Raw genomic sequence first — 15,119 nt, forward strand, 5'->3', positions numbered from 1 at the left:
GTCAGGGCTGGACTCACCGTGAACGCTGTGGGGAGCATCGAACTTCGTCAAGCCGGACTCGCTTTCGCCTTCTACGGGACTAGTCAGTCGAGGCGGGGACCTGGACGGCGACGTTCTGCCAGCCTTGACGGCCTACTTCGTCATGGGGGTCGGACGGCTATCCGGAGGCTCTAGGTCAGGTGGTGGAATCGGTCTGGCCTTGACCCGGCTTGTGGCCGGAAACCACGGCGCGAACGTCTCCTTCCTCGTGCCCCTTCTTCTTTTTGCCGAAAGGCAGCACCTTTAGCAGTGGGCCAACGACAGCCACGACCACGAGGCCCCAGGCGAGCCCGAGGACGGCAGAACACAAGGTATTGACCAGCCATGCCAGGAAGCCGCCTACCACCGGGATCCCGACGAGCGGGTGCTCCAGGGCATGGACCAGATCATACGGCGCGTGCCAGCCGAGATCGTGTGCTCCCTGCAGCATGATGTGGCCACCCACCCACAGCATGGCGATGGTTCCGACGAGGGTTATCGCGGTCAGCACAGCGGGCATCCCTCTGACGAGAAGCTCGCCGAAGCGCTTGGACCCCGCAGAATCTTTAGCGGCCAGGTGCAGGCCGATGTCGTCCATTTTGACGATCAATCCGACGGCACCATACACGAGCACCGTGATGACGAGCGCAACGACGACCAGGATGAGGGCCCGGGCCCACAGGGACTCATTAGCCACCTCGTTCATCGAGATGACCATGATTTCGCAGGAGAGAATGAAGTCGGTGGTGATGGCGCCCTTGGTGACCTTGGCCTCCGCCTCCGGGCCTCGCTCAACCGCAGGCGCTTTTTCGTCCTCGTGGTGGCCGCGGAGCTTGTGCCAGACCTTCTCTGCGCCCTCGTAGCAGAGGTAGGTGCCGCCCAGCATAAGGATGAACGGAATGGCCCATGGGACGAACGCGCTGACGAGAAGAAGTGCGGGCAGGATGATCAGCAGCTTATTGCGGAGCGAGCCCCAGAAGATCTTCTTAATCATCGGCAACTCGCGGGACGGGTCCGCCCCGGACACGTACTGCGGCGTCACGGCGGCATCGTCGATCACCACGCCGGCGGCCTTGGCTCCCGCCTTGGCTGCTCCGGCCGCGACGTCGTCTACCGAGGCGGCCGCTATGCGGGCAAGGGCTGCGATGTCGTCCAGCAGGGCGACCAGACCGCCGCTCACAGGTTACTTCCGCACTGCTCGAGAATGGACTGCTGGGCATGGAGGCCTCGCTTGAGGCGCGTGATCGGCATGCTCAGATTATACGAGTCGCTGTGTCGGAGCGGGCTCCCGTGGCGATGATGGTTGCTCAGTAGCGGACGTCGGCCTGCACACCGAAGTGGTCCGATGCGTACACCCTGTGCACGGGAGTGGTCCCAATCAGCGCCGCGGAGCGGGGGTGGCCGGCTCCGCCGCGCCGAGGTGCCGCGGTGAAGATGTAGTCGATCCGACGGTCCGGCCACAGCAGTTGTGTGGCCCAGGGGTTGCTGTTGGACCACGTGCAGCCTTTGCCGCCTGGGCCGGCCACCTCCCAAGCGTCATAGAAAGCCACCCCTTGGACGGGCGCCGCTGCCCGGCCGGTCATCATACGTACTTCGTCACTGTCAGGATCGGCGTTGAAGTCACCGCAGACAATGAGGGGGATTCGATCGTCCCGCGCGGCGTGCACCTCCGGGAGCAGGCCCTTGACCGCTTCCTGGCGTTCGTGACTCTCATCGAGCCACCATGCATCCATGACCACGCCATAGACCTGGATCGGTCCGCGAGGGCCGGCAAGCTCGGCCTGCTGCACGCGCAGGTCACCGAAAGATGTACTGGCTCTGGAGCTGATTGGCCACCGTGACATCACCGCTACGCCGGAGAGCGCGGAGTCGTCTTCCTGCGCGGTGACACCGCTGAAGGCATAGTGCGGCAGCCCCAGCGGGCCTGCCAGCCGAGCGCACTGGCTATCCTGGCTTTTTGCCCACGACTCGGCCAGCACGACTATGTCGGGGCGGGCCTTTGCCAACGTGGTGATGATCGCGGCCTCACGCGCCTCCCAAGGACCGTACAGCCCCCAGACATTCCACGCGACTACCCTGACGGTCGTCTCGATCAGCTGGCCGTAGAAGTGTGGTGGTATGTCCTGGACAGGGGTCACCCACCCATGGTGCCCACGGGACATCAATCTGCGCCAGCCCTTTTCGACGCCAGAGATCCATTCCAGGCACGGTCACTCCCGCCACGGCTTGAGCAGCGGCCACCACCCTGGGACGTGGCGGCGGTAGTTGAGGTATTGCTCGCCGTAAGTGCGGGTGAGGGTCGGCTCCTCGTAGCCTTTCACGAACCCGACGACCATGGTGAGGACGATGATGGCGTAGAGCACCAGCCACCAACTGCCGCACAGCAGCGGATGAGGCCCGCGATGACGCCGGGGGCCAGGAGCAGGAAGAGGATCGTTCCGATCCACGCACGTGCGGGTGAGGCTGTCTGCGCCATGTGCGTCAGGCTAGCCCTATTCCTCGTGCCACGCGAGAGCCTGCTCCGCGGCGCCTTCCACGAGTGATTTCAGGTCAAATGGTCGAAGTCACCTCGCGCCCAGGCATCATGCCGCTGCGCGGACTCGTGCAGGATGGCTTTGGCTCCTGACGCGATGACATTGTTGAAGTTGCCGTAGATCCGGTCGAATCTGAGCTCTCCCAACTGCCCGGCTATCCGCAACGCCACGGCACCGGAAAGCGGCAGATGATTCGGGTAGCTGCGCATGAAGGAGATGGAGATTCGATCGGGATTCGGATACACGCTGTCGCCGGTCAACAAGACCCCCCTGCCGCCCGCTCCTGCAGCCCAGTGCACCACCGCGCTGCCGGGGAAGTGCCCCCCGGTCTGGTGTAGCGTCAAGCCCTCGGCGATGGATTGGGTGCCGGACCAGTACTTGATACTAGGGTCACGGCGCCCCAGCCATCGTCGGTCTGCATCTGCCACAAGCACCGGGACGCCCCCGAGCCGATGCGACCATTCGACCTGTACACCAAACATGTGGGGATGGCTGGCGGCGATAGCCAGGACAGGGCCTCGTTCGAGTACGGCCTTCAGAGTGCTGTCATCGACATACCCGATCGGATCCCATAGCAGTGAACCCTCGTGTGTCGTAACGAGCTGGGCGGTCTGGCCGATTCCGACTTTCGGCTTCGTCATGATTCCGCTAAGACCCGGCTCGTTCTCTTTCAGCACTGTCTGCTGCCCCTCCTGCGCCAGCCCAGCCAGTGTGAGCCACTTTTGTCCGTCCTCGGGCACATACTGCCGTTCATCGGTGCAGATCGGGCAGAGCTTCGGGGCAGGTTCGTCGCGTTCCACGGCGCAGGTTGCGCAGATCAGCATGGTTGGTCCCTTCTTGCTATCTCCTGGTGCTCGCTGTTCCGCTTAGCGGTGGAATCGCATTTCGCATCACACCTAGAAACTGGTCACCAGTTCGCCCAGCACCTCTTCGAGCCTATTCGGATCGGTGGCGTCGTAGTAGTGCGCCCCACTGGCCCTGGCGATTTCCAGCAGAGTAGGGACATCGGCGTCGGGCCCGTAAGCGAGCGTAAAGACGAGCACCGGCGTCGAGTGGTTCTGATGGCTCAGCTGCTGGGAGATCCCTTTTAGGTCTCCGGGGTGCGTGGTGTCGTTTTTGCCGTCACTCAAAAGCACGATGGTGTTGATGAAGGTGTCCTTGTAGTCCTTTGCCTGATCGCCCGAGAAGCGGCTCACCGCTTCGAAAAGAGGCGTGGCGTCCACGGCCTGGAGCGCGTTGAGCTTGTTGAGGAGGTCATCTTTGTTGGTCTTGAACGGGGCTACCGGGCTGACGATGCCTGGCTGCAGGGGACCGTCGCCCACGTGGGAGAAGGCGGCCAGTCCAATCTCATCCTCACCCGTGAAATGACCCAGTGCCTTCTGGACGGCATCCTTGGCCCGTTGCAGCTTGGTCACGCCGGGCTCCTGCACCATGGACTCCGAGACGTCCAGCAGGAACAGGGCCCTGGCCCGCTTGCGGACATCGGGGAAGCTGTCCTGCATGGCTACAAGCGCTTCCCTCTTGGGCAGTGGCAGCGGCTGGAGCGTCTGCGCGTACCGGCCGGTGTCCGCCACGCCGGTATCCAGTTTGCCCTGGATGGTCCGGTACCCGGATGCCATGACAACGTTTTGACCCTGTTCCGTCACGGCGAACGCGATGAAATCCTGGGCAGCCAGGCGCTGCTGGCTCCCCACCCAGTCTCCGTCAAGGATTACTGCGGGGTTGTCCGCCACGTGCACGCCGTCCTGTGGGTAGATGGCAGTGAGAGGCTCCTTGGGCGCGGGGCCGGGATGCTTCGTAATTCCATCCTCACTGACCACGCCCCTGTTGTAGTCCCAGACAGATTTTTCATCGACGATCACGGCCGAGAGGAATTCCGAGACGTTCCCGGCGTCGTCAGCCTCCCTGGCGTGCCACAGGAAGTGCTCGGGGGTGGCCATATAGTGGCTGGTGCCCAGTTCGACGGCGCGCACTTTTCCCACCAGGGAGGGAGCGTCCAGGTCCATGTCGTCCAAGCCACCCGGGCTGCCGCCGGCGGCACCGTAGGAGGCAGCCAGGGCCATCAGTCCCGACGTCGAGACGAGCGGACTGGCTTTGCCAAACTTGAACTTTCCCCAGTCGCCGTGGCCGAGGCGCTCCCAGACGTCACGGTCCTCGGCCATCCTGAACACTTCAGACCACGACGGCGGTTTGCTGTCCCAGCCGAGGGCCTTAGCCATTGTCTCGGGCATGGCCACTACGATGGCACTCCGGGCCAGGCTGGTTCCCTCCTGCGGGACAGGACCTCCACCGGCGCTGTCCCCAGCGATCCGCAGCCACGCGGAGGAGTCAGGCAGCCAGATCACGGGTCTGTCGCCTGCGGGAACGCCGGGGAGCTCCGCCGCAACCTTGCCGGCAGCGGTCCCGGATTTTTCCTGGGTCACGGCCGGCGTCACGCACTTGCCGTCAACGCTGCGGGGTTTTGCCGTGTACCCGGCTGCCAGGGCCCGGACCATCTCTGCGTTCTCCAGCGACGTGAGGATGTTCAAGGTAATGCAGGGGGAGGTCCCGGCCACGGCGGCAGGACTGTCCTGTTGCAGGGGTTCAGCTGAAGGCGTGTTGCCATTTCCCGCGGAACCCCCACCTGAACGGTCCGGGTAAATAAGGGTTCGCAGCACAAAGGCACCGCCAACAATGAGAATTGCCACGACAGCGGCCGCGACGTACCAGATCCAGCGTGGGTAGGTGGGGTCAGTTGCTGCGTGTCGACGGCCCATGCTCGTTTCCTTTGAAATCCGCCGGGTTTCCCCGGTGTGGATGCACAATATGAAACTGGCCCGCGGCAGTCACACCGCGGGTGCGCCTAGCCCCCCGCCCGGATGCCCCCGCAACTGGATACGCTCTTTGAGGATAACCCCGACGGGCGAAAAGTGAGTGTGTGGATTCGGATTTTTGATGGAAACTTGTGGGTTCCGGATTTTGGCCAGCTGTCACTGCGCCCCCCCAACGCTTCGCCTGCTGAAGTACATTCCGACAGTGCCGGGCGGAACAACCGCAGGGAGCATGATTTTTGCCGCCAGGCAGGAGTAGGGGATGTCCATTTCCCCCACGGTCGTCGTGTGCGGGCCTGCTTGGTGGAACCAGCTCATCCTCCTTGATCACCTTCCGGAGCCCGTCCCGCACATGCAGTTCGCGCGGCGCTCCTGGCAGACGCTTGGGGGTACCTCGGCGGGCAAGGCTCTGCACCTTGCGGATCTAGGCATCAGTGTGCGCTTGTGCTCGCCTCTTGGGGCGGACGACGACGGCGGCCTGGTCCGCGGCGCGCTGACGAAGGCCGGTGTCACCTTCGAAGCAATCGCGTCGGAACGGACCGAGCGCCACGTCAACCTGATGACTGACAGCGGCGGCCGGGTCTCCATTTACGTTTCGGTCCCTTCCACACCTGCCGAAGTCGACCTCGAAGCTGCCGGCGCCCTGGTGGCGGCCGCCGATCTGGCCGTGATTGACCTGAGCGAGCTCGGCGTACTCCTGCTGGAACGCGATGAGGTCCGGCAGACCCCACTGTGGGTGGACCTCCACGACTACAGCGGATCGTCGTCGTTCCATGAGCCGTTCCTGCGTGCCGCCGACGACGTGTTCATGAATGACGACCGAACCGGCGATCCTTGGGAGCTCATGAGCTCCTGCCTTGAGCAGGGCCCCTACCTGGCTGTATGCACCCGCGGGGCAGGAGGTGCCTTGGCGCTGGAAGCGGATGGGACGAAGCATGAGGTTGCCGCAGTTCCCGCTGATGTGGTGGATACGAACGGCGCCGGCGATGCGTTCATGGCCGGCTTCGTGGCTGCGACCCTTCACGGTGCGTCAGTGGGGGATGCCCTCAAGGCAGCAGCGGCCCAGTCCCGCGTTGCCATTGAGAGTCAACACCTACACCCTGTGCTCGGACTGGCCTCCACCGCTAAGGCATGATTCGCTCATTCAGCCGCGCTCGGCACGCGGAGGTTAAGGTCCAGGCTGTTTTTCTCGACATAGTCCAGGGCGCTCCTGATGGCTCCGACAGCAACAATTGACTCACCCAAGGGGGAAACCGCGATCCGGGGCGGAGTCGCGGTAAATTCGCCCAGCCGTTCCGCGATGGGTCCAAGCAGTACTCCGGCGGACTTTGCCACAGCGCCGCCAATGACCACGAGTTCGGGGTTGAAGATTGTGGCCACGGCTCCGATGACTCTGGCCATCCTGTCGGCGAGGCGGTCCAAAATCCTTAGTGCCAGGGCGTCTCCTTCTGCGGCCGCGGCGAATACATGTTCGGCACTGATTTCCTCACGTGGGTGCTTTCGCAGGGATGACCTGGTTTTGCCGGCGAGGGTTTCAGAGGCCCAGGTCCGGGCCATGAGGGCGATGCCAAAGGTATTGCCCACACCTTCGACGTACTTGAGGAATGCCAGTTCCCCGGCGCCGCCATGGCTGCCATGAAGGAGCCTCCCGCCATCGATCACTCCCGAACCGAAGCGTTCGCTGGAGAGGATCACAACGACGTCGTCGAGTCCGGCAGCTTCGCCGTGCCAGCGTTCGCCCAAGGCCGCAAGGTTTGCGTCGTTTTCCAGCAGCACGGTCCAGCCGCGGAGGTCTTTGAAAGCAGTTTTGATGTCCAGGTCGAACAGTTCCCAGAAGTGTTGGGTGGCCAACACGTCCCCGTTCCGGTCAACGGGTGCTGCTATGCCAATGGTCACGGCGAGCACCATGTCGGCTAAGGCACCTGCATCCTGAAGGGCCGTCATGGCCGTCTGATCGATGATGGCAAGGCGTTCTCCGGCAGTAATCTGGGTCCCGGGAATGCGGTCCTCAGCAGTGATCCGGACACCAGGGAATGGCTGGCTGGATCGTCCGACTGTCTGCCCTCGGAGATTTGACACCACCGCCGTGACCTTGGCGATTCCTACGTCCACGCCCAGGACGAAACCGGCACTTTCATTGAGCTCGAATCGGCGGGCGGGCCGACCCTTCCGGTATTCGCCAAAAGCCCGCTGGTTCTCAAGCTCCCTGATCCAGCCACGTTCCACGAGTTCCTCGCACACCGATATGGCAGTGGCGCGTGCGAGCCCGGTTGCCTTCATGATCTCGGTGACTGTCACTGCGCGAGAAGCCCTCATGAAGTCGAGGACAGCGCTGTTGCTTACCCTGCGCAGCAATTGTGGCTCCGGTGCGGAGATCACGGACGACATTGGTGTGGACCTCTCTTCCGGGTACGTCCCACAATACTGGCCGACTAAATTTAGTCATGAATTAAATTCAGGGCTCGCCGGCCACCCTTGCGCAGCAACGTGACCCATGCCATACTACTGGTCGATGCGCATCGACGAAGCGTATCGATGCGTCAGGAACCGTTCAGCAGAGAGCACAGGAAGGCCAGGCCATGCCCACAAGCAAGGACGTTGCCCAGGCCGCCGGCGTTGCGCAAAGCACGGTCTCCTACGTTCTTAGTGGCAAACGGCCCATCTCCGAGAAGACCCGGAAAAAGGTGGAGGATGCCATTCAGCAGCTGACCTACCAGCCGAACGCCGGAGCCCGCGCGCTGGCCAGCCGCAGGACCCGTGTCATTGGCCTGGTCATTCCTTTCATACCTGAGTTGCACATGGCCTCGATCATGGAGTTCGTCTCCGTGATCGCCAATACCGCACGCCTCTACGATCACGACATCCTGCTGGTCACGGAGGACGAAGGTGCACCAGGCCTGCAGCGCGTGGTGGGCCAGCAGATCTGTGATGGCTTGATTCTCATGCAGGTAGAGGGCGACGACGAGCGGCTGCCCGTGGTCCGAAGCCTCCACGTACCTGTGGTCCTGATTGGCATCCCGCATGACCCTTCCGGTTTGGTCTGCATCGACGCCGACTTTGAAATGGCCGGCGAACAGTGCGTTCGGGACCTTGCCGCAGCGGGCCACACGGTGATCTCCGTCCTTGACTGGCAGCGGGAAGTGGTAGACCGGCACGTGAATTACGTGGAACGCTTCATGTCCGGCACCGACAAGGCGGGGGAGAGCCTGGGTGTCAAGGTACTCCACCTGCCAGGCGGCACCGACCGCGATGTCCTTGCCGAATCCGTGGACAAGGCCCTGGCCGAAACCACGGGCGTGCCCGCGTTTATTGCTCCTGATGGCACGGTTCAGGACGTACTGCGACGGGCACTGTCGAACCGCGGGCTAACTCCCGGCAAAGACGTCTCGGTCATCGGCAGCGCCACTCCCACGCTTGCTGAACTCCAGCCCATTCCTCTCTCCACCATTGACCTCCGTCCGGCCGAGGTCTCGCGCCGGGCAGTAAAGCTCATTTGCGAACTCCTCGAAGCCAATGTGCAGGGACCAACCGAATCCCTGCAATTGGTACCCACGGTCATTACGCACCGTTCCAGTACGCTCCGCACACCCCCCGGCAGCTGAATTATCTTCCCATCGCCCCACCCAGTTCGAAGTTCACGTCCATTCATCGATCAGCATCGTCGATACGCATCGACGAACCGATCCGCACACAAAAGGAACAGACAATGAAGTCAGCACACAGGACCGCGCGTCCGCTCTCCTTGGCCATGGCCGCCCTGGCAGGCCTTCCACTGCTTATCTCAGGCTGCGGCGCAGCGGGTAATACGGCTTCCTCCACTGATCCCGTCAAGGAGATCTCAGTGGTGGACTATTACAACAATGAGCCGGACAAGTCCTTCATCGGCGATGCGCTCACCGCCTGCGGGACGAAAGCGGGCGTGACGATCAAGCGCGAGACGGTTCCGGGCAAGTCGCTGATCTCCAAGGTGCTCCAGCAGTCCTCTTCCAAGACGCTTCCCGATGTACTCATGCTGGACAACCCCGACCTTCAGCAAATTGCGGCCACGGGCGCGTTGGCTCCCTTGGCTGATTTCAAGATCAACACCGAGAACTTCGCTGAAGGTGTCCTCAGCGCAGGCACCTACAAGGACAAGGTCTACGGCCTGGCGCCCACGGTGAACACCATCGCCTTGTTCTACAACAAGGACATCCTGGCCAAGGCTGGCGTCACCCCGCCCACCACGTGGGATGAGCTGAAGGCAGCAGCCGCGAAGCTCACGAGCGGGGATCAGTACGGGCTGGCGTTCAACGCCAACCCCACCTATGAGGGAACGTGGCAGTTCCTCCCCGTCATGTGGTCGAACGGAGGTGACGAAAAGAAGATTGACACCAAAGAGACCGAAGAGGCCCTGCAGCTGTGGACAGAATTGGTCAAGAGCGGGTCGGTTTCGTCTTCTGCCCTCAACTGGACCCAGGCTGATGTGAAGGATCAGTTCCTTGCCGGCAAGGCAGCGATGATGGTCAACGGCCCGTGGCAGATTCCGTCCCTGGACAAGCAGCCGAGCCTTCAGTATGGCGTCGTGAAGATCCCGGTCCGCGAAGCCGGGCAGACCTCCGTCGCTCCGCTCGGCGGAGAGGTCTGGACAGTCCCGCAGACTGGCAACAAAGCCCGTCAGACGAAGGCAGCCGAAGTGGTGGCTTGCCTGAACAATGACGAAAACCAGCTGGCGATGGCCAAGGTCCGCAACACCATTCCTTCCAAGACCACGCTTGCGGAAACCTTCGCCTCGGAGAATCCCAAGCTCGCTACCTTCACCGAACTGATCAAAACCGCCCGGGCACGGACCGGCCAGCTCGGTGAGGAATGGCCCGCCCAAGCCACAAAGATCTACACCGCCATCCAGACCGCACTGACGGGCAACGCCTCGCCGGCCGACGCCCTCAAGCAAGCCCAAGGCCAGTAAGAAGGCCGCCATGTCATTGACAACCGACGTATCGCACACTGCAGCCGGGCCGGCCACGGGATTGGCTTCACGGAAGCACGGCCGCACCGGTTCAGGGGCACAAACTCAAGTCCCGCGTCGGCGTACCCGCCAACGCCGTGAACATATCTTCCAGTGGCTCTTCCTCGTTCCCGCTGTGGTCTACATGGCCCTGTTCTTTGGCTACCCCGTGGTCAAGAACGTCGTCATGAGCTTCCAGGACTACACCACGGCGACGTTCTTTACCGGCGAAGCCCCCTGGGTGGGGTTGGCCAACTATGCAACGGTGTTGTCGTCGTCGTTGTTTTCAACCTCGCTGCTGAACACCGCGCTGTTTACGCTGGGGTCCATCCTGGGGCAGTTCGTGATCGGACTAGCGCTGGCGATCTTTTTCCAGCGCAAGTTCCCGCTCAACGGAATCCTCCGGTCATTGCTACTGCTGCCCTGGCTCCTGCCGCTGATCGTGTCGAGTGCCGTGTGGCGCTGGATCCTGGACAAGGACAGCGGTGCCCTTAACCGCTTCCTTGGCGACCTCGGCCTGATCGACACCGGCATCCCGTGGCTGACCAGCACCTCGCTTGCGTTGCTGGCCGTAGTGGGCGTGAATATCTGGATCGGTATTCCCTTCAACCTGACCATTCTCTACGGCGGTCTCCAGGAAATACCGGATGAGCTCTATGAGGCTGGGTCCCTGGACGGTGCCACCGGCTGGAGTGCCTTCCGGCACATCACCTGGCCCATGCTGAGGCCGGTGGTGAGCGTAGTACTGGTGCTCGGCGTGGTTTACACGCTCAAGGTGCTGGACATCATCCTGGGCCTGACCAACGGCGGCCCGGCAAATTCAACCCAAACCATCGCCACCCAGTCCTATGCCCTCTCCTTCCACGAGTTTAAGTTCGGCGAAGGCGCGGCCCTGGGCAACGTGCTGGTGATCATTTCCCTCGTGTTCGCGGTCCTCTACCTGCGGGCCAGCCGACGCGCCGTGGATGAGTGAGGAAACGATGACAACCCAACTACGGGCCCCCGTCCGCCGAACGTCAGCGGTCCCACGAACCACCAGCAAGAACTGGGGTTACACGGCACTGGCCATCTTCTTCCTGGCCGTCATGCTGTTCCCGGTCTACTGGATGGTCAACGCCTCCCTGCAGCCCAACGGCACTACCTTGGAAACCTCGTGGCTGCCGCTTAAGCCGGACTTCACCGGCTACGCGACCGCGATCAACGAACAGGCCGGCAACCTGGGCACCAGCCTGGTCATTTCACTCGGAAGTGTAGTCTTGAGCCTGGCCATCGCAGCCCCCGCAGCCTACGCTTTGGCGTACTTCAAGGTCCGCGGCGCAGGCGTGGTCCTGTTCGCCATCCTCATCAGCCAGATGATCCCGGGCATCGTGGTGGCTAACGCCCTGTACACCGCCTACAACGACCTTGGCCTGCTCAACTCCATTCCTGGCCTGATCCTTGCGGACTCCGCGCATGGAATCCCGTTTGCCATCCTGATCATCCGGGCGTTTATGAATGGCATGCCGGCCTCTGTCATCGAGGCCGCGCGGGTGGACGGCGCTGGCCACCTCCGGGCGTTCTGGTCGATCGTGCTGCCCTTAAGCCGGAACTCCCTGATCACCGCTGGCCTGTTCACCTTCCTGTTTGCGTGGAGCGACTTCCTCTTCGCACTCACCCTGACTACCACCGAAGCCGTCCGGCCCGTGACGCTGGGAATCTTCCAGTACATCGGGGCCTATGTGAACGACTGGAGTTCAGTGATGGCGACGGCAGTACTTGCCTCCATCCCGGCCATCGTCCTGCTGGTCGCAGCCCAGAAATACATCGCTGCCGGCACCACCGGCGGCGCGGTCAATAGACCGCCTTCAGCACCTAAAAAGGAGAAATCATGACTGACAGCAAGCCCATCCATGTCACTGTGTGGAGCGAGAACCGGCACGAGAAGCGGGACGAACTGGTGGCACGCCTGTATCCGGAGGGAATGCACGGCGCCGTCAAGGCGGGCATCGAGGAGAACCTGGGTTCCGCCGTCGTGGTCCGTACCGCCACCCTGGACGAGCCGGAACATGGCCTCACGGAGGAAGTCCTCGCCAACACCGATGTCCTGACCTGGTGGGGGCACATGTCCCATGCGGACGTCGACGACGCGATTGTTGAGCGCGTGCACCGCCACGTCCTCGCCGGCATGGGCCTGCTCGTGCTGCACTCCGGACACTGGTCCAAGATCTTCACCAAGCTCATGGGCACTTCCTGCACCCTTCGCTGGCGGTCTGAGCAGGACCGCGAACTCGTCTGGACCGTGGACCCGACCCACCCCATCGCCAAAGGGGTGCCGCACCCCATCGAGATTCCCGAGCAGGAGATGTACGGCGAGTTCTTCGACATCCCCACACCCGAGGAACTCGTGTTCATCAGTTCATTCAGCGGCGGCGAAGTCTTCCGTTCCGGCTGCACGTTCCGCCGCGGACACGGCAAGATCTTCTTCTTCAGCCCCGGCGACCAGGACTACCCCGTGTACCACCACAAAGATATCCGCCGGGTCATCGCCAACGCGGTGGAATGGGCAGTCACCGACCGGCCCGAACGGGCCGTCCCCGAACTGCTTCGCTATGAAACCGGCGATTTCTTCAACGGCAAGAGCTACCAGGGAGCCAACGCATGAACACCCCCTTCGCCATCATCCCCGATGACGGCACGCCCCTTCGCGTCGTTGTGGTCGGAGCCGGGGGCATGGGACGCGCCTGGCTTCGCACTGTTGAGGAATCTCCACTGGTGGAGCTTGCGGGCATCGTCGACCTGGACCTGGACGCCGCCCGCACGGCTGCAGCCGCGCTGGGGCATCCCGATCTCCCGGTAGGTGCCAGTACAACGGCATTGGCGTCCGACGTCGGAGCCCAGGCAGTCATCAACGTCACCATCCCTGCCGCTCATCATCCGGTCACCACGGAAGCACTTGCCGCTGGGCTGCCGGTCCTTGGCGAAAAGCCGGTTGCATCCACAGTGGCCCAGGGACTCTCGCTGGCGGCCGCTGCTGAACTCCACGGCCAACTGTTCATGGTCAGCCAGTCCCGCCGCTACAACCGGCAATTGTTCGAAGCGAAGCGGCTGTCCGCATCTTTGGGTTCCGTTGGCATTGTGTCGGCTGAGTTCTTCAAGGCGCCACACTTTGGCGGTTTCCGCGATGCCATGGACCACCCCCTGCTGCTGGACATGGCCATCCACCAGTTCGACATGGCCCGGTTCCTGCTCGACGCCGATCCGGTCTCCGTCTTCTGCGAGGAATACAACCCCGCCTGGAGCTGGTACCGGGGAGATGCATGCTCCACGGCCATCTTCGAAATGACTGGAGGCGAACGCTTCGTGTTCACCGGGAGTTGGTGCAGTCCGGGCCAGGAAACCTCGTGGAATGCTTCGTGGCGTATCAGTGGTGAGCGCGGAACAGTTTTGTGGGACGGGGACAACCACCCTGTATCTTCGCTTGCCTCTGATGGCGGCACCAGCGAAGACCCGGGCCTGGAAATCGCCGGGTCCTTGCGGGACTTCGTGGACGCGGTCCGCACGGGAAGCGTGCCGATGGGAAGGGTCCACCAGAACATCATGAGCCTTGCCATGGTGGAAGCTGCGATCCGCAGCGCCGCAGCGGGATCGCGGGTGTCCGTGGACGTACTCCTGGCGGACTCCTACGGCCAGGCCATCCTGGCCGAGCGGGACCCGGCCGTTCTGGAAGTCCTCAAATCATGGACATCGGTTCGGAGTGCACTCACCGGCGAAAGCGTCGCCCGCTGACGGGCGATTCTCGTGTGGAGTTGGTGGGTTACTCCATTACCGTTGAGTGCTCACGCACACGCGCCAGCCATTCGGCAAGGAGTGTTTGGACCAGAATGGGTTGCTCGTGCATCAGAGCATGGCCGGCTCGATCCAGCACCGCATAGGTGGCACGAGGATAATCGTTTATCAATTCCCAAGTGTCTGCGTACCCGGCCGTGGCATCCTGACGACCGGCAAGGACGAGCACCGGATGTGGATAGACTTTCGCTGCTTCTGAAACGGACCGCAGCTCCCAGTGCGAAAAGATGCGCGTCAGGCCTCGCTCGTCAACGAGAGCGGCGGCGGGAGCCACATCCGCCTGGAACCGGCGCAGGGTTTCCGCGGTCTGCACCACAAAGTAGTCGCTGTAGGAAGCCTCAACATCCGGGTCCAGCGCGCCGGCCGGCGCGGCCGACGAAACAAGGACCTGGTGTCCGGGCACCTGGCCCGTGTGTGCGCCAACTGGGCAGATCAGCGCCAGCCCTATGGCCTGCCCGGGTCTGCGGCCGGCAATCGCACGGGCCAGGTACCCGCCGTAGGAGTGGCCTATGACAAGAAATGGTTTATCGCCGATGGTGTCGTCGATCAGTCCGAACAGCACATCCACGACGTCATCATTGCTGTTGATAGTTTCCGGCGCCGGAGTGCGGCCCATCCCTGGCAGGTCCGGGTAGAGGCGGCGAAAGCCAGAGAGGCCGGAGAACATCGGTTCAACGGCGGCGGCGATCTCGCGATGATCCACACCAGCCCCGTGCAGGGCGAGAACCGGTGTGCCGCTTCCGTATTCGGCGTAGTGCACGGGCACTTCGCTGTCCGTGACCTTCATCCAGTCAGTGTAGGTCGCGTCGCGACGCTCGTGCAGCGGGTCCAGTCATAACCAGGTGCCTCGTAAGCGGATCAGGTCTCAGTCCCGGCAGTCGGGCCAGAGTTCTCCGTCTTGAACGAAGTTGCTCGAAGTCCACTTCTGCGGAATTGCGGATGAGGCCG

14 protein-coding genes are annotated in these 15,119 nt (G+C 62.7%); 7 read left to right on the forward strand and 7 right to left on the reverse strand.

The features are described 5' to 3' along the window. Positions 1–175 precede the first annotated feature (175 nt). The 5 genes from V9L18_RS10890 to V9L18_RS10910 all read right to left on the reverse strand — a co-directional run bounded on the left by V9L18_RS10890 (position 176) and on the right by V9L18_RS10910 (position 5,308). Positions 176–1,198 (reverse strand): DUF808 domain-containing protein, encoded by a 1,023-nt coding sequence (locus V9L18_RS10890; RefSeq protein ID WP_337347182.1) that lies wholly within the window; start codon positions 1,196–1,198, stop codon positions 176–178. A gap of 127 nt (positions 1,199–1,325) precedes the next feature. Beyond that, the gene (locus tag V9L18_RS10895) at positions 1,326–2,156 is read right to left on the reverse strand and encodes an endonuclease/exonuclease/phosphatase family protein (RefSeq protein ID WP_337347183.1); all 831 of its coding nucleotides are present in this window, start codon (positions 2,154–2,156) and stop codon (positions 1,326–1,328) included. Between the two features lie 72 nt (positions 2,157–2,228). Next, a complete protein-coding gene (locus V9L18_RS10900; protein WP_337347184.1) occupies positions 2,229–2,381 on the reverse strand; it encodes a hypothetical protein in 153 nt (50 codons plus the stop codon). A gap of 182 nt (positions 2,382–2,563) precedes the next feature. Next, on the reverse strand, positions 2,564–3,376 hold the full coding sequence (locus tag V9L18_RS10905) for a hydrolase (protein ID WP_337347185.1): 813 nt from the start codon (positions 3,374–3,376) through the stop codon (positions 2,564–2,566). Positions 3,377–3,448: 72 nt separating this feature from the next. Next, positions 3,449–5,308 carry a vWA domain-containing protein gene (locus V9L18_RS10910; RefSeq protein ID WP_337347186.1) on the reverse strand — a complete coding sequence of 620 codons (1,860 nt, stop codon included), beginning with the start codon at positions 5,306–5,308 and terminating at the stop codon, positions 3,449–3,451. Positions 5,309–5,624: 316 nt separating this feature from the next. On the opposite strand from V9L18_RS10910, the gene V9L18_RS10915 reads away from it, so the two are divergent. After that, positions 5,625–6,497 carry a carbohydrate kinase family protein gene (locus tag V9L18_RS10915; RefSeq protein ID WP_337347187.1) on the forward strand — a complete coding sequence of 291 codons (873 nt, stop codon included), beginning with the start codon at positions 5,625–5,627 and terminating at the stop codon, positions 6,495–6,497. A 5-nt stretch (positions 6,498–6,502) separates the two neighbouring features. Here V9L18_RS10915 and V9L18_RS10920 read toward each other — a convergent pair whose 3' ends face one another. Continuing rightward, a complete protein-coding gene (locus tag V9L18_RS10920; protein ID WP_337347188.1) occupies positions 6,503–7,750 on the reverse strand; it encodes an ROK family transcriptional regulator in 1,248 nt (415 codons plus the stop codon). Between the two features lie 191 nt (positions 7,751–7,941). Between V9L18_RS10920 and V9L18_RS10925 the strand changes: the two genes are divergently transcribed. The 6 genes from V9L18_RS10925 to V9L18_RS10950 all read left to right on the forward strand — a co-directional run bounded on the left by V9L18_RS10925 (position 7,942) and on the right by V9L18_RS10950 (position 14,111). Then, positions 7,942–8,964: a LacI family DNA-binding transcriptional regulator gene (locus V9L18_RS10925; protein ID WP_337347189.1), complete on the forward strand. Its 1,023-nt coding sequence runs from the start codon at positions 7,942–7,944 to the stop codon at positions 8,962–8,964. 104 nt (positions 8,965–9,068) lie between these two features. Then, on the forward strand, positions 9,069–10,307 hold the full coding sequence (locus V9L18_RS10930; RefSeq protein WP_337347190.1) for a sugar ABC transporter substrate-binding protein: 1,239 nt from the start codon (positions 9,069–9,071) through the stop codon (positions 10,305–10,307). Positions 10,308–10,317: 10 nt separating this feature from the next. Next, on the forward strand, positions 10,318–11,319 hold the full coding sequence (locus tag V9L18_RS10935; protein ID WP_337347191.1) for a carbohydrate ABC transporter permease: 1,002 nt from the start codon (positions 10,318–10,320) through the stop codon (positions 11,317–11,319). Positions 11,320–11,326: 7 nt separating this feature from the next. Continuing rightward, positions 11,327–12,217 (forward strand): carbohydrate ABC transporter permease, encoded by an 891-nt coding sequence (locus V9L18_RS10940; RefSeq protein ID WP_337347192.1) that lies wholly within the window; start codon positions 11,327–11,329, stop codon positions 12,215–12,217. Then, positions 12,214–12,987, forward strand: a complete 774-nt coding sequence (locus V9L18_RS10945; RefSeq protein ID WP_337347193.1) for a ThuA domain-containing protein — start codon at positions 12,214–12,216, stop codon at positions 12,985–12,987. The genes V9L18_RS10940 and V9L18_RS10945 overlap by 4 nt, the downstream gene beginning before the upstream one ends. Continuing rightward, on the forward strand, positions 12,984–14,111 hold the full coding sequence (locus V9L18_RS10950; protein WP_337347194.1) for a Gfo/Idh/MocA family protein: 1,128 nt from the start codon (positions 12,984–12,986) through the stop codon (positions 14,109–14,111). Before V9L18_RS10945 ends, V9L18_RS10950 begins: the two co-directional genes overlap by 4 nt. A gap of 28 nt (positions 14,112–14,139) precedes the next feature. Here the strand turns inward: V9L18_RS10950 and V9L18_RS10955 are convergent, their stop codons facing one another. Next, positions 14,140–14,958, reverse strand: a complete 819-nt coding sequence (locus tag V9L18_RS10955; RefSeq protein ID WP_337347195.1) for an alpha/beta fold hydrolase — start codon at positions 14,956–14,958, stop codon at positions 14,140–14,142. Positions 14,959–15,119: the final 161 nt, after the last annotated feature.

Origin of the sequence: Pseudarthrobacter sp. CCNWLW217 (genome assembly GCF_037203985.1) — a bacterium.
Taxonomy (GTDB): domain Bacteria; phylum Actinomycetota; class Actinomycetes; order Actinomycetales; family Micrococcaceae; genus Arthrobacter.

Excerpts from the sequence above, each read along its gene's own strand:
- V9L18_RS10905 (WP_337347185.1), bottom strand. The coding sequence starts at position 3,376 with ATGCTGATCTGCGCAACCTGCGCCGTGGAACGCGACGAACCTGCCCCG.
- V9L18_RS10910 (WP_337347186.1), bottom strand. The coding sequence starts at position 5,308 with ATGGGCCGTCGACACGCAGCAACTGACCCCACCTACCCACGCTGGATC.
- V9L18_RS10915 (WP_337347187.1), top strand. The coding sequence starts at position 5,625 with ATGTCCATTTCCCCCACGGTCGTCGTGTGCGGGCCTGCTTGGTGGAAC.
- V9L18_RS10920 (WP_337347188.1), bottom strand. The coding sequence starts at position 7,750 with ATGTCGTCCGTGATCTCCGCACCGGAGCCACAATTGCTGCGCAGGGTA.
- V9L18_RS10925 (WP_337347189.1), top strand. The coding sequence starts at position 7,942 with ATGCCCACAAGCAAGGACGTTGCCCAGGCCGCCGGCGTTGCGCAAAGC.
- V9L18_RS10930 (WP_337347190.1), top strand. The coding sequence starts at position 9,069 with ATGAAGTCAGCACACAGGACCGCGCGTCCGCTCTCCTTGGCCATGGCC.
- V9L18_RS10935 (WP_337347191.1), top strand. The coding sequence starts at position 10,318 with ATGTCATTGACAACCGACGTATCGCACACTGCAGCCGGGCCGGCCACG.
- V9L18_RS10940 (WP_337347192.1), top strand. The coding sequence starts at position 11,327 with ATGACAACCCAACTACGGGCCCCCGTCCGCCGAACGTCAGCGGTCCCA.
- V9L18_RS10945 (WP_337347193.1), top strand. The coding sequence starts at position 12,214 with ATGACTGACAGCAAGCCCATCCATGTCACTGTGTGGAGCGAGAACCGG.
- V9L18_RS10950 (WP_337347194.1), top strand. The coding sequence starts at position 12,984 with ATGAACACCCCCTTCGCCATCATCCCCGATGACGGCACGCCCCTTCGC.
- V9L18_RS10955 (WP_337347195.1), bottom strand. The coding sequence starts at position 14,958 with ATGAAGGTCACGGACAGCGAAGTGCCCGTGCACTACGCCGAATACGGA.